This is a genomic window from Crossiella sp. CA198 (assembly GCF_052078295.1).
Lineage (GTDB): Bacteria > Actinomycetota > Actinomycetes > Mycobacteriales > Pseudonocardiaceae > Crossiella.
This window is the reverse complement of the sequence record NZ_JBQJIM010000039.1, coordinates 13,639-39,299: the sequence shown is the minus strand read 5'-3', so window position 1 is coordinate 39,299 and position 25,661 is coordinate 13,639. Positions and strand designations below refer to the sequence as shown.

General features: G+C 68.8%; 28 protein-coding genes and 4 tRNA genes. 27 read left to right on the top strand and 5 right to left on the bottom strand.

Features of this window, described 5'->3' with window-relative positions:
• Nucleotides 1-35 precede the first annotated feature (35 nt).
• A complete protein-coding gene (htpX, locus tag ACTOWY_RS40740) occupies nt 36-911 on the top strand; it encodes a zinc metalloprotease HtpX (RefSeq protein ID WP_441314939.1) in 876 nt (291 codons plus the stop codon).
• A gap of 9 nt (nt 912-920) precedes the next feature.
• Here the strand turns inward: htpX and rfbA are convergent, their stop codons facing one another.
• Both rfbA and ACTOWY_RS40730 read right to left on the bottom strand, forming a co-directional pair.
• Nucleotides 921-1,811 (bottom strand): glucose-1-phosphate thymidylyltransferase RfbA, encoded by an 891-nt coding sequence (gene rfbA / locus ACTOWY_RS40735; protein ID WP_441314938.1) that lies wholly within the window; start codon nt 1,809-1,811, stop codon nt 921-923.
• Between the two features lie 16 nt (nt 1,812-1,827).
• On the bottom strand, nt 1,828-2,319 hold the full coding sequence (locus ACTOWY_RS40730) for a YajQ family cyclic di-GMP-binding protein (RefSeq protein ID WP_441314937.1): 492 nt from the start codon (nt 2,317-2,319) through the stop codon (nt 1,828-1,830).
• A gap of 141 nt (nt 2,320-2,460) precedes the next feature.
• Between ACTOWY_RS40730 and ACTOWY_RS40725 the strand changes: the two genes are divergently transcribed.
• The 4 genes from ACTOWY_RS40725 to ACTOWY_RS40710 all read left to right on the top strand — a co-directional run bounded on the left by ACTOWY_RS40725 (nt 2,461) and on the right by ACTOWY_RS40710 (nt 4,294).
• Nucleotides 2,461-2,541 (top strand) — tRNA-Tyr (locus ACTOWY_RS40725).
• Between the two features lie 115 nt (nt 2,542-2,656).
• A complete protein-coding gene (locus ACTOWY_RS40720) occupies nt 2,657-2,923 on the top strand; it encodes a hypothetical protein (RefSeq protein ID WP_441314936.1) in 267 nt (88 codons plus the stop codon).
• Between the two features lie 5 nt (nt 2,924-2,928).
• Complete coding sequence (locus ACTOWY_RS40715) at nt 2,929-3,339, top strand: hypothetical protein (protein WP_441314935.1); 411 nt, start codon at nt 2,929-2,931, stop codon at nt 3,337-3,339.
• 109 nt (nt 3,340-3,448) lie between these two features.
• Nucleotides 3,449-4,294 (top strand): DivIVA domain-containing protein, encoded by an 846-nt coding sequence (locus ACTOWY_RS40710; protein ID WP_441314934.1) that lies wholly within the window; start codon nt 3,449-3,451, stop codon nt 4,292-4,294.
• On the opposite strand, the gene ACTOWY_RS40705 is transcribed toward ACTOWY_RS40710, so the two are convergent.
• Nucleotides 4,291-4,557 (bottom strand): DUF3892 domain-containing protein, encoded by a 267-nt coding sequence (locus ACTOWY_RS40705; protein WP_185000515.1) that lies wholly within the window; start codon nt 4,555-4,557, stop codon nt 4,291-4,293. The genes ACTOWY_RS40710 and ACTOWY_RS40705 overlap by 4 nt on opposite strands.
• Nucleotides 4,558-5,118: 561 nt before the next feature.
• Here ACTOWY_RS40705 and ACTOWY_RS40700 point away from each other — a divergent pair.
• From ACTOWY_RS40700 to ACTOWY_RS40675, 6 genes are all read left to right on the top strand, one after another.
• The gene (locus tag ACTOWY_RS40700; protein WP_441314933.1) at nt 5,119-7,764 is read left to right on the top strand and encodes a putative bifunctional diguanylate cyclase/phosphodiesterase; all 2,646 of its coding nucleotides are present in this window, start codon (nt 5,119-5,121) and stop codon (nt 7,762-7,764) included.
• Nucleotides 7,765-7,857: 93 nt separating this feature from the next.
• A tRNA-Thr gene (locus ACTOWY_RS40695) sits at nt 7,858-7,930 on the top strand.
• 74 nt (nt 7,931-8,004) lie between these two features.
• Nucleotides 8,005-8,078, top strand: a tRNA-Met gene (locus tag ACTOWY_RS40690).
• A 162-nt stretch (nt 8,079-8,240) separates the two neighbouring features.
• Nucleotides 8,241-8,405 carry a 50S ribosomal protein L33 gene (gene rpmG, locus ACTOWY_RS40685; RefSeq protein ID WP_185000510.1) on the top strand — a complete coding sequence of 55 codons (165 nt, stop codon included), beginning with the start codon at nt 8,241-8,243 and terminating at the stop codon, nt 8,403-8,405.
• 104 nt (nt 8,406-8,509) lie between these two features.
• Nucleotides 8,510-8,986 carry an FAS1-like dehydratase domain-containing protein gene (locus tag ACTOWY_RS40680; RefSeq protein ID WP_441314932.1) on the top strand — a complete coding sequence of 159 codons (477 nt, stop codon included), beginning with the start codon at nt 8,510-8,512 and terminating at the stop codon, nt 8,984-8,986.
• A complete protein-coding gene (locus ACTOWY_RS40675) occupies nt 8,983-9,420 on the top strand; it encodes a MaoC/PaaZ C-terminal domain-containing protein (RefSeq protein WP_441314931.1) in 438 nt (145 codons plus the stop codon). Before ACTOWY_RS40680 ends, ACTOWY_RS40675 begins: the two co-directional genes overlap by 4 nt.
• A gap of 77 nt (nt 9,421-9,497) precedes the next feature.
• Here ACTOWY_RS40675 and ACTOWY_RS40670 read toward each other — a convergent pair whose 3' ends face one another.
• A complete protein-coding gene (locus ACTOWY_RS40670) occupies nt 9,498-10,700 on the bottom strand; it encodes a pyridoxal phosphate-dependent aminotransferase (RefSeq protein WP_441314930.1) in 1,203 nt (400 codons plus the stop codon).
• 213 nt (nt 10,701-10,913) lie between these two features.
• Here ACTOWY_RS40670 and ACTOWY_RS40665 point away from each other — a divergent pair.
• From ACTOWY_RS40665 to rplA, 5 genes are all read left to right on the top strand, one after another.
• Nucleotides 10,914-10,986 (top strand) — tRNA-Trp (locus ACTOWY_RS40665).
• A 34-nt stretch (nt 10,987-11,020) separates the two neighbouring features.
• The gene (gene secE, locus ACTOWY_RS40660; protein ID WP_247755529.1) at nt 11,021-11,419 is read left to right on the top strand and encodes a preprotein translocase subunit SecE; all 399 of its coding nucleotides are present in this window, start codon (nt 11,021-11,023) and stop codon (nt 11,417-11,419) included.
• Between the two features lie 71 nt (nt 11,420-11,490).
• Nucleotides 11,491-12,294: a transcription termination/antitermination protein NusG gene (gene nusG, locus ACTOWY_RS40655; RefSeq protein ID WP_441314929.1), complete on the top strand. Its 804-nt coding sequence runs from the start codon at nt 11,491-11,493 to the stop codon at nt 12,292-12,294.
• A gap of 118 nt (nt 12,295-12,412) precedes the next feature.
• Nucleotides 12,413-12,847, top strand: coding sequence for a 50S ribosomal protein L11 (rplK, locus tag ACTOWY_RS40650; protein WP_185000499.1), 435 nt, complete (start codon nt 12,413-12,415; stop codon nt 12,845-12,847).
• A 91-nt stretch (nt 12,848-12,938) separates the two neighbouring features.
• A complete protein-coding gene (gene rplA / locus ACTOWY_RS40645; protein WP_441314928.1) occupies nt 12,939-13,655 on the top strand; it encodes a 50S ribosomal protein L1 in 717 nt (238 codons plus the stop codon).
• 72 nt (nt 13,656-13,727) lie between these two features.
• Here the strand turns inward: rplA and ACTOWY_RS40640 are convergent, their stop codons facing one another.
• Nucleotides 13,728-14,363: a hypothetical protein gene (locus ACTOWY_RS40640; RefSeq protein ID WP_441314927.1), complete on the bottom strand. Its 636-nt coding sequence runs from the start codon at nt 14,361-14,363 to the stop codon at nt 13,728-13,730.
• 305 nt (nt 14,364-14,668) lie between these two features.
• On the opposite strand from ACTOWY_RS40640, the gene rplJ reads away from it, so the two are divergent.
• The 11 genes from rplJ (at nt 14,669) to ACTOWY_RS40585 (ending at nt 25,655) form a co-directional block, all read left to right on the top strand.
• Nucleotides 14,669-15,235 carry a 50S ribosomal protein L10 gene (gene rplJ, locus ACTOWY_RS40635; protein ID WP_441314926.1) on the top strand — a complete coding sequence of 189 codons (567 nt, stop codon included), beginning with the start codon at nt 14,669-14,671 and terminating at the stop codon, nt 15,233-15,235.
• 60 nt (nt 15,236-15,295) lie between these two features.
• On the top strand, nt 15,296-15,682 hold the full coding sequence (rplL, locus tag ACTOWY_RS40630; RefSeq protein ID WP_441314925.1) for a 50S ribosomal protein L7/L12: 387 nt from the start codon (nt 15,296-15,298) through the stop codon (nt 15,680-15,682).
• A 246-nt stretch (nt 15,683-15,928) separates the two neighbouring features.
• Nucleotides 15,929-17,053 (top strand): ABC transporter ATP-binding protein, encoded by a 1,125-nt coding sequence (locus tag ACTOWY_RS40625; protein WP_441314924.1) that lies wholly within the window; start codon nt 15,929-15,931, stop codon nt 17,051-17,053.
• The gene (locus tag ACTOWY_RS40620; protein WP_247755534.1) at nt 17,050-17,838 is read left to right on the top strand and encodes an MlaE family ABC transporter permease; all 789 of its coding nucleotides are present in this window, start codon (nt 17,050-17,052) and stop codon (nt 17,836-17,838) included. Before ACTOWY_RS40625 ends, ACTOWY_RS40620 begins: the two co-directional genes overlap by 4 nt.
• Nucleotides 17,838-18,677 carry an MlaE family ABC transporter permease gene (locus tag ACTOWY_RS40615; protein WP_441314923.1) on the top strand — a complete coding sequence of 280 codons (840 nt, stop codon included), beginning with the start codon at nt 17,838-17,840 and terminating at the stop codon, nt 18,675-18,677. Before ACTOWY_RS40620 ends, ACTOWY_RS40615 begins: the two co-directional genes overlap by 1 nt.
• Complete coding sequence (locus ACTOWY_RS40610; protein WP_441314922.1) at nt 18,674-20,035, top strand: MCE family protein; 1,362 nt, start codon at nt 18,674-18,676, stop codon at nt 20,033-20,035. The genes ACTOWY_RS40615 and ACTOWY_RS40610 overlap by 4 nt, the downstream gene beginning before the upstream one ends.
• Nucleotides 20,032-21,057, top strand: a complete 1,026-nt coding sequence (locus ACTOWY_RS40605; protein WP_441314921.1) for an MCE family protein — start codon at nt 20,032-20,034, stop codon at nt 21,055-21,057. Before ACTOWY_RS40610 ends, ACTOWY_RS40605 begins: the two co-directional genes overlap by 4 nt.
• Nucleotides 21,054-22,037, top strand: a complete 984-nt coding sequence (locus ACTOWY_RS40600; protein WP_441314920.1) for an MCE family protein — start codon at nt 21,054-21,056, stop codon at nt 22,035-22,037. Before ACTOWY_RS40605 ends, ACTOWY_RS40600 begins: the two co-directional genes overlap by 4 nt.
• A complete protein-coding gene (locus ACTOWY_RS40595) occupies nt 22,034-23,221 on the top strand; it encodes an MCE family protein (RefSeq protein WP_441314919.1) in 1,188 nt (395 codons plus the stop codon). Before ACTOWY_RS40600 ends, ACTOWY_RS40595 begins: the two co-directional genes overlap by 4 nt.
• A complete protein-coding gene (locus ACTOWY_RS40590; protein WP_441314918.1) occupies nt 23,218-24,399 on the top strand; it encodes an MCE family protein in 1,182 nt (393 codons plus the stop codon). The genes ACTOWY_RS40595 and ACTOWY_RS40590 overlap by 4 nt, the downstream gene beginning before the upstream one ends.
• A complete protein-coding gene (locus ACTOWY_RS40585; protein WP_441314917.1) occupies nt 24,399-25,655 on the top strand; it encodes an MCE family protein in 1,257 nt (418 codons plus the stop codon). Before ACTOWY_RS40590 ends, ACTOWY_RS40585 begins: the two co-directional genes overlap by 1 nt.
• Nucleotides 25,656-25,661: the final 6 nt, after the last annotated feature.

Sequence of the window (25,661 nt, the reverse complement as noted above, 5' to 3'; positions counted from 1 at the left end):
TTGTCCGACCAGGCCAGGAGGAGGTCGAGGGACCCATGCACAAGCACTTCAACGGGCTCAAGACAGCCCTGCTGCTCGGCGGACTGAGCACGCTGATCGTGCTGATCGGCTCGCTGTTCGGCGGACCGTGGCTGTGGGTGGCGCTCTTCGGCGCGCTGGCCTTCAACGCCTACGCCTACTTCAACTCCGACAAGCTCGCGCTGCGCGCCATGCACGCCCGGCCGGTCTCCCAGTGGGAACAGCCGGGGATGTACCGGATCGTGCGCGAGCTGGCCACCTCGGCCCGGCAGCCGATGCCGCGGCTCTACATCAGCCCGACCGCCGCGCCCAACGCCTTCGCCACCGGCCGCAACCCGCGCAACGCCGCGGTCTGCTGCACCACCGGCATCCTGGAGCTGCTGGACGAACGCGAGCTGCGCGCGGTGCTCGGGCACGAGCTGGCGCACGTCTACAACCGGGACATTCTCATTTCCTCGGTGGCGGGCGCGCTGGCCAGCGTGGTGACCTTCCTGGCCAACATCGCCATGTTCGCCGGGCTCTTCGGCGGCAGCGACGAGGACCGGCCCGGTCCGCTGGCCGTGCTGCTGATCGCCATCCTGGGCCCGGTGGCCGCCGGCGTGGTGCAGCTCGCGGTGAGCCGTTCCCGGGAGTACCAGGCCGACGAGTCGGGCGCGGCACTCACCGGCGACCCGCTCGCCCTGGCCTCGGCCCTGCGCAAGCTGGAACTGGGCACCCAGGCCGCGCCACTGGCGCCCGAGCCCCAGCTGATGTCCCAGTCACACCTGATGATCGCCAACCCGTTCCGGACCGGCGAGTCGCTGGCGCGCTGGTTCTCCACCCACCCGCCGATCCAGGATCGGATCCGGCGGCTGGAGGAGATGGCCAAGCGCGGCAGCTACGGCGGCTACTGACCTGCCGGACTACTGGGCGGCCGGGCTCGCCCCCGCGTTGAGCGCGACGTCCATCACGTACTGCCCGTAACCCGACTTCGCCAACCCCGCGCCCAGCGCGTAGCAGGCGTCGGCGTCGATGTAGCCCATCCGCAGCGCGATCTCCTCAAGACAGGCGATCCGCACACCCTGCCGGTGCTCCAGCACCTGCACGAACTGCCCGGCCTCCAGCAGCGAGTCGTGCGTGCCAGTGTCCAGCCAGGCGAAACCACGGCCCAGGTCCAGCAACTTCGCCCGGCCCTGCTTGAGGTAGGCCAGGTTGACGTCGGTGATCTCCAGCTCACCCCGGGGCGACGGCGAAAGCCCCTTGGCGATCTCCACCACCTCGTTGTCGTAGAAGTAGAGCCCGGTGATCGCCCGGTTGGAGCGCGGGTGCTTGGGCTTCTCCTCGATGGAGATGAGGTTGCCCTCCGCGTCCGCCTCGCCAACGCCGTAGCGCTCGGGGTCCTTCACCGGGTAGCCGAAGAGCACACAGCCGTCCAGGTTGCCGACGAGCTGCTGGAGCTGCCGGGAGAAGCCCTGGCCGTAGAAGATGTTGTCGCCCAGCACCAGCGCCACATCGTCGTCGCCGACGAAGTCCGCGCCGATCACGAATGCCTCGGCCAGGCCGTTGGGCTGCGCCTGCTCCGCGTAGGACAGGCGCAGGCCGAACTGGGACCCGTCACCGAGCAGCCGCTGGAACATCGGCAGGTCGGCGGGGGTGGAGATGAGCAGGATCTCCCGGATGCCGGCGAGCATGAGCGTCGACAGCGGGTAATAGACCATGGGCTTGTCGTAGACCGGCAACAGCTGCTTCGACACCGCCTGGGTGATCGGGTGCAGCCGAGTCCCGCTGCCCCCCGCCAGGATGATCCCCTTCATCGCCCCCGCCTTTTCCCTACCGGTAGTTCGTGAACTGGAGCGCGATGCCGAAGTCCTTGGACTTGAGCAGCGCGATGACTTCCTGCAGATGGTCCTTCTTCTTGCCGGTCACCCGCAGCTGATCGCCCTGGATCTGCGCCTGGACACCCTTGGGGGCCTCATCGCGGATCGCCTTGGCGATCTCCTTGGCCTTGTCCGAGGCAATCCCCTCGATGACCTTGCCGGTGACCTTGTAGATCTTCCCCGACAACTGCGGCTCGCCGACCTCGAACGCCTTGAGCGAGATCCCCCGCTTGATCAACTTCTCCTTGAGCACCTCGATCGCCGCCAGGCACCGCTCCTCGGTCTCCGCCTGGATCGCGATCCCGTCCTCACCGACCCAGGTGACCCTCGCGTCGACACCCCGGAAGTCGAACCGGGTGGTCAACTCCTTCCCGGCCTGGTTGACCGCGTTGTCCACCTCCTGCCGCTCGACCTTGCTCACCACGTCGAATGACGGGTCCGCCACGTTGCCGCACCTCTCCCAGCCGTGAACCCGAGCCTCCACCGAGGCTCCTCGCGGGCAAGACGCTACCCGCTGCATACCCGCTTGCATGCCCCTGCCCACGGGTATGTAAGCTTGTCCCCGCAGCCGAGAGATCGACTGCACGGCAGGTTGCCCGAGTGGCCAAAGGGAACGGACTGTAAATCCGTCGCGAAAGCTTCGAAGGTTCGAATCCTTCACCTGCCACAACAGCCAACACAGCCCCTGACTCCGCTGAGTCAGGGGCTGTGTTCGTATGCGGTCTTCCATGTTGCCTGATCGGGTACTACTCTGACGTAGTACGACGTACTACGTTCAGTCGATGCGTGAGATCTGCTGGACCGAGGACGCTGAGGAGCACATAGCTCGGCACAACGTCAGCCCCGGCGAGGTGGAGGAGGTCGTCTACACCCGTCCCCGCTGGGTTACCAGTGGCCGGGACGGCACAACGTTGATCTATGGCCGCACCGACGCCGGCCGTTATCTGCTGGTCGTGCTGGGTAAGGCCATGGCGGGTGGGCACTACGTGGTCACCACCCGGGAACTCACCGAGAAGGAACGTCGCATCTTTCGGAACAAGGCGAGGTGAACACGATGAACGACAAGGATCTGCGCGACCTGCGCGAGCACTACGACAACACCGATACGAGCACCGAACTGGCCAAGGCGCGCGCGGAGTTCGCGGTCGATCCCGATCCCATGGTGGTCACTTCGTTGCGCCTGCCCAAGCCACTGATGGACTGGGTACGTGAGCGAGCGGCGTCAGAACACACCAGGCCTACCACGTTCATCCGCCAGATCCTGGAACGACTTCGGGACGGTGAGGATGACCGCGGAGATCACGAGTCAAGGCTGCGCGCGCTGGAGGCCACTGTCGCCACGCTCAGCGGGGCACGGGAGCGAGTGCGTTCGAGGCGGTCGGTCGCAGCGTCCCGTCGAGACGGGACCACCGAAGTCACTGTCCGCGAGAAACGGGTGAAGAAGTCCAACGCCACCACGGACTGAACCATCCGCCGCCGACATCCGTACGGGGGTGTGTGGCTGGGCCGTCAGGCGGAGTTCCGCCATGCCCAAACCCGGGCACTATGGCCGCACCAAGTCTCCTGGAGGCGCCATGACGCTGACTCCCGAGGACGTGCGTGATGTCCGGTTCCACCGGCCGCCGCCGGACGTGAAGGGGTATGACGAGCCGCCGGTGGACGCGTTCCTGGAACGGATCGCCTGCACGTTGGGTGGGCGGGACACCATCACCGCGCAGGACGTGCTGAAGGCGCGGTTCCCGCCCGCGGTGGTGGACGGCAACGGGTATGACCGGGACGAGGTCGAGTTGTTCCTCGATCTGGTGGCCACCGTGCTGGAGCAGCGGGCGCTGGCCGAGCAGGGCAGGCTCACCGCCGCCGATGTGGCCGAGGTGGGGTTCCAGCGGCCCAAGCCCGGGGTCATCGGGTACGACGAGCGCGAGGTGGACGCGTTCCTGGCGCGGGTGCAGGCGAGTTTGCGCGGGGCGGATGACCTGACGCCGCAGGAGGTCCAGGCGGTGGAGTTCGCGGCCGCGCCGGTGGGGCGGGGCGGGTACGACCGGGGCGGGGTGGACGCCTTCCTGGACCAGGTGGCGCTGACCCTGCAACGGGCCGCGGCCGCGCCGCCCAGGCCCCAGCTGGTCCCCGTCCGCGGCGGGCCCTCGCCCGCGACGCTGACTGCGGCGGATGTGCACAACGTCGGGTTCCACCTGGTGGGGACCGGGGCGGGGCGGCGCGGTTACGACGAGGACGAGGTGGACGGCTTCCTCGACCGGATCGAGGGCACGCTGCTCGGCGCGGACACCCTCACCCCGCACGACGTGCGCCAGGTGCGTTTCACCGAGCACCCCGGCACCGGGTACGACCCGGACGAGGTGGACGCCTTCCTCAACCTGGTCGAGGTGCACCTGCGCCGCCGCTACGGGCAGAACACCGGCTAGAACCGGGGCAGCTTCAGCAGTTCCTGGCTCAGCTGGCCACCGGTCTCGGTGCTGAGGTACCGGCCGCCGACCGCGACCACCTCGACCTTGGACCAGCCGCTCCAGACGAACACCCGCCAGCCGCGCCGGAGGCGGCCGACCATGGTCGCGGTGCTGTCGGTGTCCCATTCACTGCTGTTGTCCGCGTTCTGCCAGCGCACGGACTGGATATGCCGGTAGGTCTCGCCACCGCTCAGGTGGATGTGCGTGATGCGAACCTCCACGAGCCGGACCTCCTGTTGATTGTTGATCTCCAGGTGGTCTGTCCATCGTGGACAGTCGCGGCTCGGTTAACCGGCGTCATCGTGCTGTGTCCGGGTTGTGGCCCACCGTGTCCGGACCGTGGCCGTTCCGCGTCAGAGCGACCCTGGCTTGGCCGGTCCGCGGCCCGCGCCGGGAAGTGCTCCGCTTGTCATGTCACCGATTCTTCTTCGAGACATTCACGCAGTCCAATAGTAGAAAGCGATGCCATTGAGCATCGGAGGTGATGAGCATGTGGGCGTCCAGAACGGCCTGGAGCTGTGGGCGAAACCACGCGGAGTGACCCTTGCGGTGGGCGAATGTTCACACTCTGGGCCGGTTGACCTTCATCTGATCGGGCTAAGTTGCAGGTCAAAGCTACCGCTGTCATTGCGCTGCTCCCCCATCTGTGACACCACTACCCGGGCGTCTTTGCCAGGTGGGTGAGAACGCTCCGTCATCGCACTGGTCAAGCGGCCGTACGTCAGTCACGATCGGCTGTTGATGCGGTTTGCAAGCTGCAAATCGAGGTGTAAGGAGGGTGGATGTCGGATCGCCGACGGCCACTGGACCCGGACTCGCCCCCTGACGCCCCGCGTCCGCTGGCGAGCCCGTTGGACCACGCCGCCCGCGGCCGGGCGTTCACCCGGTTCTCCCTTGTGGTGCTGTTCGTCGGTCTCGCCGCGGCCGCCGCGGTGTCCTGGTGGCTGCCCACCGAACTGGACCCCCAGCTGCTCTGGATTGGCCCGCTGCTGGCCGCCGCCTTCCTGCTGGCCGAACAGCTGACCATCGACGTCGACGTGCGCACCGTCGGCTGGACCATCTCCTTCACCGAGATCCCGCTCGTCATCGGCTTGCTGGTGGCCCCGTTCGAGGTGGTGCTGGCCGCGCACCTGGTCGCCGGGCTCGGCGCCCAGCTCGGCCGCCGCGGCGGCGACCACGTGCTCTACAACGCCGGTGTCATGTGCCTGGAGATCGCGGTCCCGTTCACCGTGGCCACCCTGGTCCAGCGCGCCATCACCGACGGCCCGGCCTGGCTCGGCGCGGTCTTCGGCACGGTCACCTCCCCGCTGGTCAGTGTGATCTTCGCGCTGGCCGCGGTGTACGTGCTCGGCGGTGAGATGCGGGTGGCCGGCGCCGCCCGGCTCGGCCTGCGCACCCTGGTCATCGGCCTGCTCAACACCTCCACCGGCCTGGTCGGCTACGAGATCGTGCGCAGCACCCCCTGGGGCTGGGTGCTGGTCGTCCTGGTCTCGGCCGCGCTGGTGCTGCTCTACCGCGCCTACTCCGGCCTGCTGCGCGACCAGCGCGACCTGGAGGCGCTCAGCGACGTCAGCCTCACCGTCGCGCGCTCCGGCCAGCAGGCGGTCAGCAGACCCGCGGGCGCGGACAACAACTACAGCGAACTGCACACCCCGACCAGCACGGTCGAATGGCAGCAGATCGCCGAGCGGATCCGGGAGCAGCTCAACGCCACCAGGGTGGTGCTGCACCTGCGCCCCGACCCGCCCGCCGGCGTGCGCACCCTGGTCGCCGGCGAACCGCTGCCCGAGGGCGCGCCGGCCAGCGACGCGGTCGAACTGCGCGATGACCCCATGTTGCAGCTGCCCGGCAGCCACGTCCGCTACTTCCGCACCGTGGACGCCGCCGACGACGTGCGCGAGGCCCTGCAACGGCGCGGCGCGCACGAGGCGCTGGTGGTCCCGCTGCGCGGCGCGCACCAGCTGCTCGGCGCGGTCGAGACACACGACCGGCTCAGCCGCTGGCGCGGGTTCGGCCGGGCCGACGTGCGGCTGCTGCGCACCCTGGCCAGCCACCTGGCCACCGCGCTGGACAACCGGCGGCTGCTCGCCAGGCTCCGGCACGACGCCTACCACGATCCGCTCACCGGCCTGCTCAACCGGCCCGGCCTGCGCGAGGCCGCCGCCGAACCACTGCGGCAATCCCCGCGCTCGGTGGTCATCCGGCTCGACCTCGACGTGCTCAGCCAGGTCAGCGACGCCCTCGGACACGCCTGGGGCGACCGCATGGTGGTGGCCGCGGGCCGCCGCATCCGGGAGGCCCTCGGCGCCGAGGTGCCGCTGGCCCGGCTGGAGGGCGGCACCTTCGCCGCGCTGCTGGTGGACTGCACCACCGAGGCCGCGCACGGCATCGCGGAGAAACTGCGTGCCCAGGTCGCCGCGCCCTACCCGGTGGAACGGCTCACCGTGGAGGCCACCGCGGTGGTCGGCTACGTGCCCACCATCGCCGAGGACGGCAGCCCAGTGCAGGACGTGGACACCCTGCTCCAGCACGCCGACGTGGCCGTGCGCGCGGCCCGCTCCAGCGGCGACGCGGTGCGCAGCTACCTGCCGAGCATGACCCAGGGCTTCCTGCGCCGCTTCCAGCTGGTCACCCAGTTCCGGCACGCGCTGGACAGCGGTCAGGTGCAGGTGCACTACCAGCCCAAGGTGGCCCTGCCCAGCCGCGAGGTGGTCGGGGTGGAGGCGCTGGTCCGCTGGGTGCACCCGGAGTTCGGGCGGGTCGACCCGGACGAGTTCGTGCCCGCGGTGGAGGCCACCGGCCTGGTCGACGCGCTCACCGGATTCGTCATGGAATGCGCGCTGATCCGCATCCGCAAGTGGCTGGACCGCGGGCTGCGGCTCTCCGTCGCGGTCAACCTGTCCGTGCGCAACCTGGAGGACGAGACCTTCCCGGACAAGGTCGCCGACGCGCTGCGCCGCCACGACGTGCCGCCAAGGCTGCTCACCTTCGAGCTGACCGAGTCCGGCGTGATGGCCGACCCGGAACGCTGCCTGCCGGTGCTGCGCAGGCTGCACGGGCTCGGCGTGGTGCTGGCCGTGGACGACTTCGGCACCGGCTACTCCTCGCTGGCCTACCTGCGCCAGCTGCCGGTGGACGAAGTGAAGATCGACAAGAGCTTCGTGCTCGGCATGGGCACCGACCTCGGCGACCTGGCCGTGGTCCGCTCCATCGTCGAACTGGGCCACTCCCTCGGCCTGCAGGTGGTCGCCGAGGGCGTGGAGGAGGACGCGGCCAAGGAGGCGCTGGTGCGCATGGGCTGCGACATCGCCCAGGGCTACCTGATCTCCCGGCCGCTCTCCGAGGACCGCTTCGAGGCCTGGCTGCGGGCCCGCACGGTGCGCGCCCGGGGCAGGCACGACGAGATGGTGCTCACGTTGGTCCGGTGACCCACCCCCCGATTTCGCTTCTGGGGGAGGCCTGTTGTAAAGTTCTCCACGTCCAGCCGGGAGGCAGCAACCTCCAAGCGGGACAAGCGCAACGCCCCAATAGCTCAGTCGGTAGAGCGTCTCCATGGTAAGGAGAAGGTCTACGGTTCGATTCCGTATTGGGGCTCTACGGGTGGGCCGGGGTGATCATCCAATGATCGCCACGGCCTGTCCGTGTGAGGGGACCTAGTCTCCTCGGATAGCGGTGTAGCTCAGCCTGGTAGAGCAAACGGCTCATAATCGTTGTGTCGCCGGTTCAAGTCCGGCCACCGCTACGCGAATGGTTGGACTGTGCCTGCCGCTCTTCGGGCGGCAGGCGGGTTCGCTTCCGCATCACACTGGGGGCCGAGCCCCCAGACCCCCAGCCGGGGGTGTGCCCCCGGACCCCCCGCTTCGAGCGGGGCCGGTTTTCCGAGTTGGTTTGGGAGGGCTGCCCTGTGGCTGCTACTGATGTTCGGCCGAAGATCACTCTTGCGTGCGAGGAGTGCAAGCACCGGAACTACATCACCAAGAAGAACCGGCGCAACGACCCGGATCGCTTGGAGATCAAGAAGTTCTGCCCGAACTGCGGCACGCACCGTGCGCACAAGGAAACTCGCTGAGCGTAGGCCCTGCTTGTGGGCTATAAGACATTCAAGACTGCTGGCTGAGAGGCTGCCCTGTTCGGAGCAGGGCAGCTTCTTTGTTTCCGGGTACTCTGCCCGCCGTGGCGCTTAACCAGTCTTTCGTAGGACGCTCATACCGGCTTCCCTGGGTCTACGAAGTCGGCCGTGAGGGCATCCGTGACCTCGCGTACGCGATCGGCGACCTGAACCGGGCCTACCGCGACCCCGAGGTCGCCAAGAGCTTCGGGCACGCCGACATCGTCGCGACCCCGACCTTCGCGACCGTGCTCGCCGTCCGCTCCCACCACGTGGTGACCGACGACCCCGAGCTGGGCATGGACTACAGCCGGATGATGCACAGCAGTCAGCGGTTCATCAACCACCGCCCGATCAAGCCCGGCGACCGCCTCATCTGCGAGGTGCACGTCGATGACATCTCCTCGCGCATGGGCAATGACTACATCACGCTGCGCTCCGAGTTGCTGACCGAGGACGGCGAGGCGATCTGTTCCGCCATCGCCACCCTGATCGTCCGCGGCGAGAAGCCGGTTGCCGCCCAGGAGGGGGACTCCGCATGAGCATCGCGACCACGCTGCCGCGCTACGACGACGTCGAGAAGGGCCTCCAGCTCCCGCCGTTGCAGCTGTGGATCACCCGCCGCGACCTCGTGCGCTACGCCGGGGTGTCCACCGACTGCAACACCATCCACTGGAGCGACCGGGCCGCCGAGGCCGCCGGGCTGCCCGGGGTGGTCGCACACGGTCTGCTGACCATGGCCATGGTGGCCAGGATCGTCTCGGACTGGACCGGCGACCCGGCCGCGATCATCGACTACCAGGTGCGCTTCGGCCGCCCGGTGGTCGTGCCCGACGACGACGAGGGCGCCACCGTCGAGGTCACCGCCAAGATCGGTGAGAAGCGGGACGACAACACCGTGCGGGTGGACATCACCGCCCGGTTCGGCGGGCAGTCGATCTTTGGGCGGGCCTACGCCATCGTGCGTCTGGCCTGATTCGAGTTGGAGCTGAAGCTGAAGCGCTGATGGGGGCGGCCCTGGTGCCGCCCCCATCAGCGTCTTCTGGGAGCTGGTCAGCGGGCCTCGGACAGGAGGTCGGCCAGGCGGGTTACGCCGGTGACCAGGTCCTCATCACCCAGGGCGTAGGAGAGGCGGAAGTAGCCGGGGGTGCCGAAGGCCTCGCCGGGGACCACCGCGACCTCGGCCTCTTCCAGGGCCAGTTCGGCCAGTTCCAGGCTGGTGGCAGGGCGGCGGCCGCGGATCTCCTTGCCGAGGATCTCGCGCACCGACGGGTAGGCGTAGAACGCGCCCTGCGGGGTCGGGCAGGTCACGCCGGGGATCTTGCCTAGCAAGTCGACCATCAGGCCGCGGCGGCGGTCGAATGCCTCGCGCATCCGCAGCACCGCGTCCAGCGGGCCGGACACCGCGGCCAGAGCGGCCCGCTGGGTCACGTTGGCGACGTTGGAGCACAGGTGCGACTGGAGGTTGGTCGCGGCCGTCACGACATCGCTGGGGCCCAGCAGCCAGCCGGCCCGCCAGCCGGTCATCGCGTAGGTCTTGGCCACCCCGTTGACCACCACCCAGCGATCGGCCAGCTCCGGCGCGACCACCGGCATCGAGACGTGCTCGGCGCCGCCGTAGACCAGGTGCTCGTAGATCTCGTCCGCGAGCACCCAGACGTCGTTGGCCGCCGCCCAGCGGCCGATCGCGGCCACCTGCTCCGGCGGGTAGACCGCGCCGGTGGGATTGGACGGCGAGCAGAACAGCAGCACCTTGGTGCGCGGGGTGCGCGCGGCCTCCAGCTGCTCGACGGTGGCCAGGTAGCCGGTGGACTCGTCGGTGGGCACCACCACCGGCACGCCGCCTGCCAGCGTGATCGCCTCGGGGTAGGTGGTCCAGTACGGCGCGGGCAGCAGCACCTCCTCGCCGGGGTCGAGCAGGGTGGCGAAGGCGGTGTAGACGGCCTGCTTGCCGCCGTTGGTGACCAGCACCTGACTGGGCTGGATCTCCAGGCCGGAGTCCCGGCGGGTCTTGTCCGCGATCGCCGCGCGCAGCTCGGGCAGGCCGCCCGGCGGGCTGTAGCGGTGGTTGCGGGGGTCCCGGCAGGCCGCCTCGGCCGCCGCGACGATGTGGTCGGGGGTGGGGAAGTCGGGTTCACCCGCGCCGAAGCCGATCACCGGCCGGCCCGCGGCCTGCAGGGCCTTGGCCCTGCTGTCCACGGCGAGGGTGGCGGAGGGGGCGATGCCGCCGATCCGCGCTGAGATGCGTGCGCCCATGAGGGGCATCGTGGCAGAGGACACCCGCCTCATCCGGCCCCATTTTCGCCGTCGACACCCCTTCCGACCACGCGGTTGGGGACTTCGGTGAGGTGTGCTCTACACTCATCGAACTGGGACGTCCGAACACCGAGCCCCACGCCCCACGTGGGGGTGGTGGAGGGCGGCCTAAATCGCGGTTGGGCAGTCTGTAAACTGAGTGCCGGATTGCGAAGGGGCGTAGCTCAATTGGCAGAGCAGCGGTCTCCAAAACCGCAGGTTGCAGGTTCAATTCCTGTCGCCCCTGCGTCAAAGTGGTCGGTCGAGCGGAGGGCGGCGGCGTGAGCGAAGACCGCGAGCAGGAAACGCGGCCGGAGGAAGAGAAGAAGGACTCCTCCCGCCCTGTTACCGCCGCATCGCGGCGTGAACGTCGTGCTTCCGCCCGCCCGGAGCGGACTCGTCCCGGCAAGAAGGCCGACGAGTCCGAAGCCAAGGGCACCAAGGGCCGGGCTACCCCGGCCCGGCGCACCAAGGAGCGCAAGGGCAACCCGATCAAGCGGCTCGGGCGCTTCTTCCGCGAGGTGTTCTCCGAGCTGCGCAAGGTCATCTGGCCGACGCGCAAGCAGCTGGTCACCTACACCGCGGTGGTCCTGGTGTTCGTCACCTTCATGGTGGCGCTGGTCACCGGACTTGACCTGGCCTTCGTGCAAGGCGTGACGTGGTTGTTCGACAACAAGTGACGCCCGCCCGCTGGGGTCGGCGTGAGGTCGTCGGCCACACGAGCAACGTTCGATAGGAAGCGAGACCGACTGTGACCTCACACGACGGCGGCCAGGAAGTGGCCGGCGTGACCGACGAGCAGGAGCACCCTGGCATCGAGGGTGACTCCGCGCAGGTCGAGCACGCTGGCACGGACGCCGAGGAGTCCGCTGAGGTCACAGACTCGGAAGACGAAGCCGTGGTGCCCGCCGAGGAGGCGGAGCTGACCGAGCCCGTCGCCGAGGAAGGCGACCCCGCCGACGAGCTGCGTGAGGCACTGCGGCACGCGCCCGGCGACTGGTACGTCGTGCACTCCTACGCGGGCTACGAGAACAAGGTCAAGGCGAACCTCGAGACCCGGATCCAGACCCTGGACCAGGAAGACTTCATCTTCCAGGTCGAGGTCCCGACCGAAGAGGTCACCGAGATCAAGAACGGCCAGCGCAAGCTGGTCCAGCGCAAGGTGCTGCCCGGCTACATCCTGGTCCGGATGGAGCTGACCGACACCTCGTGGAGCGCGGTGCGCAACACCCCTGGTGTCACCGGGTTCGTCGGCGCCACCTCCAAGCCGTCCCCGTTGACGCTGGACGAGGTGCTGAAGTTCCTGCTCCCGCGGGTCGAGCAGGCCAAGCCCGAGAAGGGCGGCAAGCAGACCGCCGCGAACGTCGCCAAGCCCACCATCGAGGTGGACTTCGAGGTCGGCGAATCGGTCACCGTCATGGACGGCCCGTTCGCCACCCTGCCCGCGACGATCAGCGAGGTCAACGCGGACGCGCAGAAGCTCAAGGTCCTGGTGTCGATCTTCGGCCGCGAGACTCCGGTCGAGCTGTCGTTCACCCAGGTCTCCAAGATCTGACCGCGCCGCCTCGGCAGGAGGCGCGGCGGCCGCGCCGGGGTCAGGCAAACCTCGACGTGGACATCCGGTGGGCACCGTGGCTCGGCGCCCACCTCAACACGGCAGAAGGAAAGACGAGATGCCGCCCAAGAAGAAGAAGCTGACAGCGATCATCAAGCTGCAGATCACCGCCGGTCAGGCGAACCCGGCACCGCCCGTTGGCCCCGCGCTGGGTCAGCACGGCGTCAACATCATGGAGTTCTGCAAGGCCTACAACGCCGCGACCGAGTCGCAGCGTGGCACCGTGGTGCCGGTCGAGATCTCCGTGTTCGAGGACCGTTCCTTCACCTTCGCGCTCAAGACGCCGCCGGCTGCTCGCCTGCTGCTCAAGGCCGCGGGTGTGGAGAAGGGCAGCGGCGAGCCGCACAAGACCAAGGTCGCCAAGGTGACCATGGACCAGGTGCGCGAGATCGCCCAGACCAAGATGGTCGACCTCAACGCCAACGACATCGACCAGGCCGCGAAGATCATCGCCGGTACCGCCCGCTCCATGGGCATCACCGTCGAGGGCTGAGTTCCGCCGTTCTTCGCCTCACCTGATCACCCCGTGGGAGAGCCACGCGCTGGCTCGCTACCACAACTGACCTGAAGAAAAGGACAGCACCATGAAGCGCAGCAAGGCCTACCGCCAGGCAGCCGAGCTGGTCGACCGCGAGCGGCTGTACAGCCCGCTTGAGGCCGCCGAGCTGGCCAAGCAGACCTCCAAGGTCAAGCTGGACGCGACCGTCGAGGTCGCCATCCGCCTGGGCGTCGACCCCCGTAAGGCCGACCAGATGGTCCGCGGCACCGTGAACCTGCCGCACGGCACCGGCAAGACCGCCCGCGTCATCGTCTTCGCCGTCGGCGACAAGGCCGCTGAGGCCGAAGCCGCAGGCGCGGACGCGGTCGGCGCCGAAGAGTTGATCGAGCGCATCCAGGGCGGCTGGCTCGACTTCGACGCGGCGATTGCCACCCCGGACCAGATGGCCAAAGTCGGCCGGATCGCCCGCATCCTCGGCCCGCGTGGCCTGATGCCGAACCCGAAGACCGGCACCGTCACCCCGGATGTCACCAAGGCCGTCAACGAGATCAAGGGCGGCAAGATCAACTTCCGCGTTGACAAGCAGGCCAACCTGCACCTGGTCATCGGGAAGACCTCCTTCGACAGGGACAAGCTGGTCGAGAACTACGCGGCCGCGCTGGATGAGGTCCTCCGGGCCAAGCCCTCGGCCGCCAAGGGCCGCTACGTCAAGAAGGTCACCTTCAGCACCACCATGGGCCCGGGTATCCCGGTCGACCCGGCCCGCACCCGCAACCTGCTGACCGACGAGGCCACTGCCTGATCGGTCCGCCAGCTCGAAAAAAGGGCGCTCTCCGCGAGGAGGGCGCCCTTTTTCGTGTGTGCGGAAGAAGGCTCAGCCGGTCAGGCAGTCCGCGGGCTCCTTCTCGTGCCCGGTGATCACCCAGCCGCCGTCGCCCTGCTTGGTCAGGATGAACACGCCGAGCCGGTCCCCGCCGGTGACGCCGAGATCGCAGGACCGGATCTCCGAGGTGCTGCCGCTGGTGAAGGCGGCGTTCTCGGGGAAGTCCGGGTTGGCGTAGCGGGACTTGTCGGTCACCTTCGCCGCCGCGGCCTGGGCCGCCTGCGGGCAATCCGGCACGCCGAAGCTCTTCGCGAACGCGGCCTTGCCGGTCGCGGAGAACACCGCGCACGCCTGCTTCGGATCACCGGCCACGTAGTGGTAGACGGTGCGCACCGCCTCCTTGGGTGAGGTCTGCTGCACGGTCTGGTCCTGCTGCCCCGCACTGCCGCCGGTGCCACCGCCACCGCGCAGCGGGCTGTCCTCGCAGCTGAAGAAGTAGAAGTAGGCGAAGATCAGCACCGCCGCGATCGCGCCGTACTTGATCAGCCGGTTGCGCCAGGTCCGCTGTTTGGGCAGGCGCTTCTCCAGGCGTTGCACGATGCGGTCCTCGACCTGTCGCAACTCCAGCTCCCGCTGGTTCGCGTCCCGCTTCTCCACCGCGCCCTGGTCCTCGAACTTTGGGTCCACCACTACCTCCTGTCCTGACACATGGTGCCGTCTCGGTCACCCGCCATGTGCGACCGCCGGGCTGATTTGGAGCCTTGACCGGCCGTCGCGTAGTCTGTTCGCAGTTCCACCAAAGACCGCTGGTCTTTCCCTTTCCGGTTCTCCGGTCAGGGAGACGAAGGCCCCGTGACTACGAGGGCGGCCCGCGCAGGAGGACGAGGCAAGCTTCGCGCGTTTTCGCGCGTTCTCTCACGCCCCGTGCCTGTGCGCCGGGGCGTTCGTCGTCTCCGGGCCCCATTTCATCAGAGCTTGGAGAGGAGGCGACCATGGCGAAGCCCGACAAGGTTCAGGCCGTCGCCGAGATCACGGAGAAGTTCCGTGGTAGCTCGGCCACGGTTGTCACCGAGTACCGCGGGCTCTCCATGGCGCAGCTGACGGAGCTGCGTCGTGCCCTCGGTACGGGCACCACGTACACCGTCGCGAAGAACACGCTGGTGAAGCGTGCCGCCGAGGACGCAGGCATGGCCTCGCTCACGGAGCTGCTGGTCGGCCCGACCGCGATCGCCTTCATCGAGGGTGAGCCGGTCGACGCCGCGAAGGCGCTGCGCAACTTCGCGAAGGACAACAAGGCCCTTGTCATCAAGGGTGGCTTCATGGAGGGCAAGCCGCTCTCCATTGATGAGGTCAACCGAATCGCGGACCTCGAGTCCCGCGAGGTGCTGCTCGCCAAGCTGGCGGGCGCGATGAAGGGCAACCTGGCCAAGGCCGCCGGTCTGTTCGCCGCTCCGGCGTCGCAGGTCGTGCGTCTGGCGCAGGCCCTGGCGGACAAGCGTGCTGCGGAGGGTGGCGCCGCGGCGCCGGCCGACGCCGCCGACGCGCCTGCCGAGAGCTGACCAAACCGAAATCCGCGTTCGCGCGATCACCGCGGCGCAATGTATGAGAGGAACGCCACCATGGCGAAGCTCAGCACCGAAGAGCTGCTCGACGTCTTCAAGGAAATGACCCTGCTCGAGCTCTCCGCGTTCGTGAAGGAGTTCGAGGACACCTTCGAGGTCACCGCTGCCGCGCCGGTCGCCGTCGCCGCCGCCGGTGGCGCCGCTGCGCCGGCTGAGGCCGCCGAGGAGCAGGACGAGTTCGACGTCGTCCTCGAGTCCGCCGGTGACAAGAAGATCCAGGTCATCAAGGTCGTGCGTGAGATCGTCTCCGGCCTGGGCCTGAAGGAGGCCAAGGAGCTCGTCGAGGGCGCGCCGAAGGCCGTCCTGGAGAAGGTCGCCAAGGAGGCCGCCGAGGCCGCCAAGGAGAAGCTGGAAGCCGCCGGCGCTAAGATCTCTGTCAAGTGATCTGAGCGGCCTCGGCCGCTCGCGCACAGCCGCTTAGCCGCACAGCGGGGCGGGTTCCCACTTGGGAGCCCGCCCCGCTGTCGGTTAGCCGCACCTTTGTCCGGCCGCGTTATGCACCTGTGACCGCTAACCCAACTGGGCAGTAACTTGCTGCGGCAACGCTCGTTGCACCAGTGTGACGCCGGTCGCTCCGGCGTCAGCTGTCCTGGGCCGACGCGGACGAGCCGCAGTGAAGCGGGAGGTGCGATGGGCGTCGAGGTGGTCGTCGAAGGCCTGAGCAAGTCCTTCGGCAAGCAGACCATCTGGGGCGATGTCACGCTGACACTGCCGCAGGGCGAGATCAGCGTGCTGCTGGGTCCCTCGGGTACCGGAAAATCCGTCTTCCTCAAATCACTCGTCGGTCTGCTCCGGCCCGAACACGGCCGGGTGATGATCAACGGGGTCGACATCTGCAGCTGCTCCGAGCACAAGCTGTACGAGATCCGCAAGCTCTTCGGCGTCCTCTTCCAGGACGGCGCGCTGTTCGGCTCGATGAACCTCTTCGACAACATCGCCTTCCCCTTGCGTGAGCACACCCGCAAGAGCGAGGCCGAGGTGCGCCGGATCGTGCTGGAGAAGATGGAGATGGTCGGTCTCATCGGCGCGGAGAAGAAGCTGCCAGGTGAGATCTCCGGCGGTATGCGCAAACGCGCCGGGCTGGCCCGCGCGCTGGTGCTGGACCCGGAGATCATCCTCTTCGACGAGCCGGACTCCGGTCTGGACCCGGTCCGGGTGGCCTACCTGAACCAGCTCATCGTCGACCTGAACGCGCAGATCGACGCCACCTTCCTGATCGTCACCCACGACATCGGCACTGCGCGCAGCGTGCCGGACAACATCGGCATGCTCTTCCGCCGCGAGCTGGTCATGTTCGGCCCGCGCGAGGTGCTGCTCACCTCCACCGAACCGGTGGTCGAGCAGTTCCTCAACGGCCGCCGCGAAGGTCCGATCGGCATGAGCGAGGAGAAGGACGCGGCCCAGGCCGCCGCCGAACTCGCCGCGCTGGCCGCCAACGGCGGCAGCACCCTTGGCGGACCCAAGGGCGGTGGCGGCACCGGCATCGTGCCGCAGATCGAGGTCAGCCCTGGACTGCCGATGCGGGCCGCGGTGCGCAGGCGCAAGGAACGGGTGATGCGCATCCTGCACACCCTGCCGCCGACCGCGCAGCAGGCCATCGTGGCCAGCCTGACCCCGGACGAGCAGGCCTATTTCGGCGTCTACGCCGGCGCGGGCGCGCCGCAGCGGATGACCCAGCCGATTACGCAGCCCAGTCCGCAGCCGCGGGAGCCGTGGACCCCGTCCCCGTGGACCAGGCCGGGAGGCGAGGCATGACCCGCCCCGCCCCGAACTTCCCCGGCGCGGGCGCGCTCGCCGAGACCGGCCGGTTGTTCGCCCTCGGCCTGGACACCACCAGGTCGATGTTCAAGCGGCCGTTCCAGTTCCGCGAGTTCATCCAGCAGTGCTGGTTCATCGCCAGCGTCACCATCCTGCCCACCGCGCTGGTCGCGATCCCGTTCGGCGCGGTGATCGCGTTGCAGCTGGGCTCGCTGACCAGGCAGATCGGCGCCCAGTCCTTCACCGGCGCAGCCAGCGTGCTCGCGGTGATCCAGCAGGCCAGCCCGATCGTGACCGCGTTGCTGATCGCGGGCGCCGGTGGTTCGGCGATCTGCGCCGACCTCGGCTCGCGCAAGATCAGGGAAGAGATCGACGCGATGGAGGTGCTGGGCGTCTCGCCGATCCAGCGCCTGGTGGTGCCAAGGGTGCTGGCCGCGATGCTGGTCGCGGTGCTGCTCAACGGCATGGTGAGTGTGGTCGGCGTGCTCGGCGGCTACTTCTTCAACGTGGTCATGCAGGGCGGCACGCCAGGGGCCTACCTGGCCAGCTTCTCCGCATTGGCCCAGCTACCGGACCTGTGGATCAGCGAGATCAAGGCGCTGATCTTCGGCTTCATCGCCGGCATCGTGGCGGCCTACCGCGGGCTCAACCCGGCGGGCGGGCCCAAGGGTGTCGGCGACGCGGTGAACCAGTCCGTGGTCATCACCTTCCTGCTGCTGTTCTTCGTCAACTTCGTGCTGACCACGGTGTACCTGCAGCTGGTCCCGGCGAAGGGCATGTGATGGCGACCGTCGGCGACAAGTTCCGCAGCGCGGCCAAGGCGCCGCTGCACGGCCTGGACGCACTCGGCGACCAGCTCTCCTTCTACCTGCGCGCACTGGCCTGGGTGCCGCGCGCGCTGCGCCGGTACCTGCGGGAGACGCTGCGGCTGCTGGCCGAGGTCAGCTTCGGCAGCGGCGCGCTCGCGGTCATCGGCGGCACCATCGGTGTGATGATCGGCATGACGGTCTTCACCGGCACCGTGGTCGGCCTGCAGGGCTACGCGGCGCTGAACCAGATCGGCACCTCGGCCTTCACCGGGTTCGTCTCGGCCTACTTCAACACCCGCGAGATCGCGCCCCTGGTGGCCGGGCTCGCGTTGTCCGCCACGGTCGGCTCCGGCTTCACCGCCCAGCTCGGCGCGATGCGCATCTCCGAGGAGATCGACGCGCTGGAGGTCATGGGTGTGCCCAGCCTGCCGTACCTGGTGACGACCCGGGTCATCGCCGGGTTCGTCGCGGTGATCCCGCTGTACGTGATCGGCCTGCTGACCTCCTACCTGGCCTCGCGCACGATCACGACCGAGTTCTACGGGCAGTCGGCTGGCACCTACGACCACTACTTCAACCTGTTCCTGCCACCGGAGGACGTGCTCTGGTCCTTCGGCAAGGTGCTCGTGTTCAGCGTGGTGATCATCATGACCCACTGCTACTACGGCTACCGGGCCAGCGGCGGACCGGCGGGTGTCGGCGTCGCGGTCGGCCGCGCGGTGCGCACCGCGATCGTCACCACGGCGCTGCTGGACTTCTTCCTCAGCCTGGCGATCTGGGGAACGACGACCACGGTGAGGATCGCTGGATGACCGCTCGCTCCACCCTGTCCGTGCTACGCCGCCGACTGCTCGGTGTCGTGTTCCTGGCGGTCATCGCACTGGTGCTCGGCCTGACCGTGTCGGTCTACCGCGGCGTGTTCGAGCGCACCGCGGCGGTGACCCTGCGCACCGACCACATCGGCAACCAGCTGATGACCGAGTCCGACGTGAAGGTGCGCGGACTCATCGTCGGCGAGGTCAAACGCATCTCCAGCAAGGGTGACGGGGCCGAGCTGGAGCTGGCCCTGCACCCGGACAAGCTGGCGCTGATCCCCAAGGACGTCACCGCGCGGCTGCTGCCCAAGACCCTCTTCGGCGAGCGCTACGTGGCGCTGGTGCCGGGCAAGCCGGGCGGCGGGCACCTGGCCGAGGGCGATGTGATCAGCCAGGACCGCAGCAGCTCGGCCATCGAGCTGGAGCGGGTGCTGTCCAACCTGATGCCGGTGCTGCAGGCGGTGCAGCCGCAGAAGCTGGCTGGCACGCTCGGCTCGATGGCCACCGCGCTGGACGGCCGCGGCGAGCAGCTCGGCGAGACGCTGACCCTGCTCAACCGGTACCTGCGCGAGCTGAATCCGGCGCTGCCGGAGCTGAAGGCGGACATCTCCGCGCTGGCCGATGTCAGCGGCGTCTACGACAAGGCCGCGCCGGACCTGCTGCAGGCCCTGGCGGAGCTGACCACCACCACGAAGACCGTGGCCGAACAGCGAAGCAACCTGCAGACGCTCTACACCAGCGTCGGCAATACCTCGGCCGACCTCACCGGGTTCCTGGCCGCCAACCGCAACAACCTGATCCGGGTGGCCGCCGACAGCAGACCGCTGCTGGACGTGCTGGCCAAGTACGCGCCGGAATATCCCTGCTTCCTCAAGGGGATGACCGAGCTGGCGCCGCGGCTGGACAAGGCCTTCGGCAAGGGCACCAGCACGCCGGGCCTGCGGATCACCATGGAGATCACCGCGAACCGTGGGAAGTACGTGCCGAACCAGGACGAGCCCCGCTACGCCGACAAGCGCGGACCGCGTTGTTATGACATCCACCCGCGGCCCGAGCCGTTCCCGCAGTACCCGCCGGACGGCCCGGTGAAGGACGGCAGCAAACCGCCACCGGCCGCGCGCAGTGCCAACGACGGACTGAACCCGCCGATCAACGTGCAGAACGGCGGCTATGTCGCGCCGTCGGCTGCCTCCGGTGGCGTGGCCGACCTCGGTATCGCGAACTCCCCGGCCGAACAGGACTTCCTGGCCGCGCTGATCGCCGGCCAGCTCGGGGTGGCGCCGCAGCAGGTGCCCAGCTGGGCGAGCCTGGTGCTCGGCCCGGCGCTGCGCGGGACGGAGGTGACGCTGCGATGAGGGGACTCACCGCGCCGCTGATCAAGTTCAGCGTGTTCGTGCTGGTGACCGTGCTGGCCACCACCCTGCTGGCGATCACCATCGCCAACGCCGACCTGCGCGAGTCCGACGGCTACCTGGCCCGGTTCACCGACGTCACCTCGCTCAATCCCGGCGACGACGTGCGCATCGCCGGGGTCAAGGTGGGCCAGGTCGAGGAGGTCAAGGTCGCCGACCGGCGGCTGGCCGAGGTCCGGTTCTCCGTTGAGCAGCAACGGAAACTCCCGGCCGCGGTGACCGCGACGGTCAAGTACCGCAACCTGGTCGGTCAGCGCTACATCGCGCTGGAGCAGGGCTCCGGCGGTGCGGGCACACTGCCGCCCGGCGGGGTCATCCCGCTGGAGCGCACCCGGCCGGCGCTGGACCTGACCGCGTTGTTCAACGGGTTCAAGCCGCTGTTCCAGGCGCTCAACCCGGAGGATGTGAACAAGCTGTCCTACGAGATCGTCCAGGTGCTGCAGGGCGAGGGCGGCACGATCACCAGCCTGCTCGCGCACACCGCCTCGCTGACCACCACCATCGCCGGCAAGGACAAGGTGATCGGCGAGGTGGTGGACAACCTCAACCAGGTGCTGGGCACGGTCAACGACCGCGACCAGCAGCTCACCGGGCTGATCACCCAGCTCCAGCAGCTGGTCTCCGGGCTGGCCAAGGACCGCCAGCCCATCGGGGAGGCGATCACCGCGCTGGGCTCGCTGACCAACGCCACCGCCGGACTGCTCAACGGGGCGCGCGAACCACTGCGCAAGGACATCGGCGAACTCGGCAGGCTGGCCAAGAACCTGGGCGATGGCAACGAGATCGTGGAGGGCATCCTGCAGCGGATGCCGAAGAAGCTGGAGACGATCACCCGCACCGCGACCTACGGCTCCTGGTTCAACTTCTTCCTGTGCGAGGCCAGCGGCCAGGTCACCGTGCCGATCATCAACAAGCCGGTGGAGATCCCGGTCATGCCCAACACCCAGCCGAGGTGCAAGGCATGAAACCCTTCCGCGCGCGCAATCCGATCACCATCGGCCTGGTCGGCCTCACCGTGCTGACCCTTGGGCTGCTCAGCGCGTTCTTCTTCGAGGACCTGCCGATCGTCGGCGGCGGCACCAGCTACCGGGCCCAGTTCACCGAGGCCGCCGGGCTCAAACCGGACGACGAGGTGCGGGTGGCCGGGGTCAAGGTCGGCAAGGTGGCCGATGTGGAGCTGGAGAAGGACCACGTGCTGGTCACCTTCCGGGTGGACGACGCCTGGGTCGGCGACCGCAGCACCGCGGCCATCAAGATCAAGACTTTGCTGGGGCAGAAGTTCCTCGCCCTGGACCCGCAGGGTGGCGCCCCGCTCAAGCCGAGCCAGGCCATCCCGCGCGAGCGCACCATGTCGCCCTACGACGTGACCGAGGCGTTCACCGGCCTGGCCAGCACGGTCGGGCAGATCAACACCGAGCAGCTGGCCAAGAGCTTCCAGACCATCGCCACCACCTTCCGGGACACCCCGGATGAGGTGCGCGGCGCGCTGGACGGGCTCAACGCGCTGTCCAAGACGATCTACAGCCGGGACGACCAGCTGGCCAAACTGCTGGCCAACACCAACTCGATCAGCAAGACCCTGGCCGACCGCAACGCCGAGTTCGAGAAGCTGCTCGGCGACGGCAACCGGCTGCTGGCCGAGATCCGCAAGCGCAAGGACGCGATCAGCTCGCTGCTGACCGGCACCCAGAAGCTGTCCAGGGAGTTGCAGGGACTGGTGGCCGAGAACAAGAACCAGCTGCGTCCCGCGCTGGAACAGCTGGAGCGGGTGACCACCATGTTGCAGCGCAACCAGGACAGCCTCGGCCGCAGCATCAACCTGCTGGCCCCGTTCGTGCGGGTCTTCGCCAACACCCTGGGCAACGGGCGCTGGTTCGACACCTACATCTGCGGGCTGCTGCCGCCCTCGCTCGGCCCGATCAACCCCGAGGGGTGCCGCCCATGAGCACCCCACTCAAGGCCCGTCCGGACCTGGCCCGGCTGATCGCCTTCGGCGCGGTCGTGGTGCTGCTGCTCACCGCCACCCTATGGTGGGTCTTCGCCCGGCCGGCCGGACGGCTGGTCACCGCGTACTTCTCCGCCGGGATCGGCGTGTACGAGGGCGGCGACGTCCGGGTGCTCGGCGTGCGGGTCGGCACCATCGACAAGGTCGAGGCGCAGGGCACCCAGGTCAAGGTCGAGATGCGGGTAGACCGGGACGTGGAGCTGCCCGAGCGGCCGAACGCGGCCGTGGTCAACCCGAGCGTGGTCAGCGACCGGTACGTGCAGCTCGCCCCGGTCTACACCGGCGGGCCGAAACTCGGTGAGAACACGGTGATCCCGCGCGAGCGCACGGTCACCCCGATGGAGCTGGACGAGGTCTACGGCAGCCTGGACAAGCTGACCACCGCGCTGGGACCCAAGGGCGCCAACAAGAACGGCGCGCTGTCCCAGCTGCTCGACGTCAGCGCGGACAACCTGGCAGGCAACGGCAAGAAGCTGCAGGACACCATCCGCGGCCTCGGCGACGCCGCAGGCACCCTCAACGGCGCGCGGGATGACCTGTTCGGCACCATCGACAACCTGCGCAAGTTCACCTCGATGCTGGCCGCCAACGACTCGCAGGTGCGCACCTTCAACACCCAGCTCGCCGACGTGAACCGGTTCCTGGCCGCCGAACGCGAGGACCTGGGCGCCGCGGTGCGCGAGCTGGCAGGCGCGCTGATGAGCGTGGAGGGCTTCATCCGGGACAACCGGGAGCAGCTCAAGTCCAATGTGGACAAGCTGGCCAGCATCACCAAGGTGCTGGTGGACCAGCGGGCGGCACTGGCCGAGGTGCTCGACGTGGCCCCGCTGGCCCTGGGCAACCTGCAGAACACCTATAACGCCTCCAGTGGCACCCTGGATACCCGGACGAATATCAACGAGTTGACCAGGCCGCCGATCGTCATGGTCTGCGAGCTGCTCCGCCAGACCACGCCCAAGCAGCTCCCGCAGGTGCTCGCCGACGTCTGCGGCAAGCTCGCCGGGGTGGTCGACGGCGTGGTGAAGCTGCCCAGCGTGGCCGAGGTGATCACCTCGCTGCAGCAGGGGAAACTGCCGCAGCTGCCGCCGTTGCTGGGTGTCCCTGCCGGGAAGGGGTCACGATGAGGACCGCGCTGCGCCTGGCCGGACTCGCGCTGGCCGGCAGCCTGCTCGCCGGCTGTGGCCTCGGCGAGTTCACCGGGCTGTACAACGTGCCGCTGCCCGGCGGGGCCGACCTGGGCGATCACCCGTACCGGGTCAAGGTGCGCTTCAAGGACGTGCTCGACCTGGTGCCGCAGGCCGGGGTGAAGGTCAACGACGTGGCGGTCGGCCGGGTGGAGAACGTGGCGCTGGCCCAGGACGGCTGGACCGCCGAGGTCACCGTGCTGGTCAACGGCGAGGTCAAACTGCCTGCCAACGCCGACGCCAAACTCCGCCAGTCCAGCCTGCTGGGGGAGAAGTTCGTCGAGCTGGCCGCGCCCAAGTCACCGCAGGGCAGCCTGGCCGACGGGGCGCTGATCCCGCTGGAGCGGACCAACCGCAACCCGGAGGTCGAAGAGGTCTTCGGCGCGTTGTCGTTGCTGCTCAACGGCGGTGGCGTCGCCCAGCTGCAGACCATCACCAAGGAGCTGAACAAGGCGCTGTCCGGGCGCGAGCCGGAACTGCGCGAGCTGCTGTCCAATGTGGACAAACTGGTCAGCACCCTGGACGGGCACAAGGGCGAGATCGCCCGCGCGCTGGACGGGCTCAACCGGCTCTCCGCCACCCTGGTCGGCCAGATCGGCAACATCAAAACCGCGCTGGACGGGCTGGAGCCGGGGCTGAAGGTGCTCGCCGAACAGCGGCAACAGCTGGTCGGCATGCTGCAGGCGCTGGACCGGCTCTCCGGGGTGGCCACCGATGTGGTCAACCGGAGCAAGGACGACATCATCCACGACCTCAAGGCGCTCACGCCCACCCTGCAGAAGCTCGCCGAGGCCGGGCAGAACCTGCCCAAGGGCCTGGAGATGCTGTTCACCTTCCCGTTCCCGGACTCCGCGACCGAGGCGGTCAAGGGTGACTACACCAACCTGCACGCCAAGATCGACCTGGACCTGAGCCGCATCCTGGACAACCTGGGCAGTTCCCGGCAGGGCCTGCTCGGCCCGCCGTCGCCCGGCACGGCCCAGCCCGGCGCCACCCCGCCGCTGCTGCCAGGACTGCCCGGTCTGCCCACGCCGCCGACGCCGAACCGGCCGGGCGGCGGCGGGCAGCAGGGCGGACTCGGCGGCCTGATCGGCTCGCTGCTGGGTGGTGGCCGCTGATGACGACCCGCAGGATCCGCCTCCAGATCATCGCCTTCGTGGTGATCGCGCTGGTCGGGGTGAGCTACGCCGGGGCCCGCTACGCCGGGCTGGACCGGCTCTTCGGCCCGCGTGGCTACCTGGTGACCATGAAGCTGGCCGACTCCGGCGGCATCTTCACCAACGCCGAGGTCACCTACCGCGGGGTCACCGTGGGCCGGGTCGGGCAGTTGCGGCTGACCGAGACCGGCCTGGAAGTCGAACTGGACATCGAGCAGGGCCACGACCGGATCCCGGCCGACACCTTGGCCGTGGTGACCAATCGGTCCGCGGTCGGCGAGCAGTACGTGGACCTGCGGCCCAACATCGACACCGGGCCGTACCTGGCGGGCGGTTCGGTGATCAGCGTGGACCGCACCGCGACCCCGCCGCCGGTGGAGACGCTGCTGGCCAACCTGGACGGACTGGCCACCTCGGTGCCGCTGGACTCGCTGCGCACCGTGGTGGACGAGCTGGGCACCGCCTTCGACGGCACCGGCCCGCAGCTGCAGCGGTTGCTGGACACCACCTCGGTGTTCACCAAGGACGCGGTGAAGAACCTGCCGCAGACCCTGGAGCTGCTGCGCAAGGCGCGCACCGTGCTGGGCACGCAGAACCAGCAGGCATCCTCGATCACCTCGTTCAGCCGGGACCTGAAGCTGATCGCCGAACAGCTCGGCAAGTCCGATCCGGACCTGCGCAAGCTGATCGAGCAAGCGCCGAAGGCCGCCGGGCAGGTCAGCGGGCTGCTGCGGGAGTCCGGCCAGGGCATCTCCGAGCTGACCGCGAATCTGCTCACCACGGTGGATGTCGCGCTGCCGCGCAAGGATGGGCTGGAACAGGCCATGGTGACCTATCCGATGGTCGTCGGCGGCGCGTTCACGGTGGCGCCGGGCGACGGCACCGCGCACTTCGGCCTGGCGATCAACCTGTTCGACCCGCCGCCGTGCACCAAGGGCTATGAGAAGACCAAGCGCAGGCCGGGCGATGTCACCGGGCCGATCGCGCTGAACAGCCAGGCGTACTGCGCCGAGGGGCCAGGTAGCCCGATCGAGGTGCGCGGCGCGCAGAACGCGCCCTACGGCGGCAAACCGATGACCCCGCCGCCGTCGACCAGGCTGGTCGGCCCGGCCCGGCAGCCCCAGGCCGGCGCCGCCTCCGGCCTGCTCGCGCTGTTGCAGTTGCCAGGAGGCCAGGCGCCGCGCAGTCTGGCCCAGATGCTCGGCCTGTCCGGCTGAGCGAGT

What these genes read in the sequence shown, in the direction of transcription:
- ACTOWY_RS40600 (WP_441314920.1), top strand. Translation starts at nt 21,054, where the DNA reads ATGAAACCCTTCCGCGCGCGCAATCCGATCACCATCGGCCTGGTCGGC.
- ACTOWY_RS40625 (WP_441314924.1), top strand. Translation starts at nt 15,929, where the DNA reads ATGGGCGTCGAGGTGGTCGTCGAAGGCCTGAGCAAGTCCTTCGGCAAG.
- ACTOWY_RS40670 (WP_441314930.1), bottom strand. Translation starts at nt 10,700, where the DNA reads ATGGGCGCACGCATCTCAGCGCGGATCGGCGGCATCGCCCCCTCCGCC.
- ACTOWY_RS40590 (WP_441314918.1), top strand. Translation starts at nt 23,218, where the DNA reads ATGAGGACCGCGCTGCGCCTGGCCGGACTCGCGCTGGCCGGCAGCCTG.
- rplJ (WP_441314926.1), top strand. Translation starts at nt 14,669, where the DNA reads ATGGCGAAGCCCGACAAGGTTCAGGCCGTCGCCGAGATCACGGAGAAG.
- rplA (WP_441314928.1), top strand. Translation starts at nt 12,939, where the DNA reads ATGAAGCGCAGCAAGGCCTACCGCCAGGCAGCCGAGCTGGTCGACCGC.
- rplL (WP_441314925.1), top strand. Translation starts at nt 15,296, where the DNA reads ATGGCGAAGCTCAGCACCGAAGAGCTGCTCGACGTCTTCAAGGAAATG.
- ACTOWY_RS40620 (WP_247755534.1), top strand. Translation starts at nt 17,050, where the DNA reads ATGACCCGCCCCGCCCCGAACTTCCCCGGCGCGGGCGCGCTCGCCGAG.
- ACTOWY_RS40715 (WP_441314935.1), top strand. Translation starts at nt 2,929, where the DNA reads ATGAACGACAAGGATCTGCGCGACCTGCGCGAGCACTACGACAACACC.
- rfbA (WP_441314938.1), bottom strand. Translation starts at nt 1,811, where the DNA reads ATGAAGGGGATCATCCTGGCGGGGGGCAGCGGGACTCGGCTGCACCCG.
- ACTOWY_RS40610 (WP_441314922.1), top strand. Translation starts at nt 18,674, where the DNA reads ATGACCGCTCGCTCCACCCTGTCCGTGCTACGCCGCCGACTGCTCGGT.
- ACTOWY_RS40585 (WP_441314917.1), top strand. Translation starts at nt 24,399, where the DNA reads ATGACGACCCGCAGGATCCGCCTCCAGATCATCGCCTTCGTGGTGATC.
- rplK (WP_185000499.1), top strand. Translation starts at nt 12,413, where the DNA reads ATGCCGCCCAAGAAGAAGAAGCTGACAGCGATCATCAAGCTGCAGATC.
- ACTOWY_RS40720 (WP_441314936.1), top strand. Translation starts at nt 2,657, where the DNA reads ATGCGTGAGATCTGCTGGACCGAGGACGCTGAGGAGCACATAGCTCGG.
- ACTOWY_RS40675 (WP_441314931.1), top strand. Translation starts at nt 8,983, where the DNA reads ATGAGCATCGCGACCACGCTGCCGCGCTACGACGACGTCGAGAAGGGC.
- ACTOWY_RS40700 (WP_441314933.1), top strand. Translation starts at nt 5,119, where the DNA reads ATGTCGGATCGCCGACGGCCACTGGACCCGGACTCGCCCCCTGACGCC.
- ACTOWY_RS40605 (WP_441314921.1), top strand. Translation starts at nt 20,032, where the DNA reads ATGAGGGGACTCACCGCGCCGCTGATCAAGTTCAGCGTGTTCGTGCTG.
- ACTOWY_RS40615 (WP_441314923.1), top strand. Translation starts at nt 17,838, where the DNA reads ATGGCGACCGTCGGCGACAAGTTCCGCAGCGCGGCCAAGGCGCCGCTG.
- ACTOWY_RS40710 (WP_441314934.1), top strand. Translation starts at nt 3,449, where the DNA reads ATGACGCTGACTCCCGAGGACGTGCGTGATGTCCGGTTCCACCGGCCG.
- ACTOWY_RS40595 (WP_441314919.1), top strand. Translation starts at nt 22,034, where the DNA reads ATGAGCACCCCACTCAAGGCCCGTCCGGACCTGGCCCGGCTGATCGCC.
- htpX (WP_441314939.1), top strand. Translation starts at nt 36, where the DNA reads ATGCACAAGCACTTCAACGGGCTCAAGACAGCCCTGCTGCTCGGCGGA.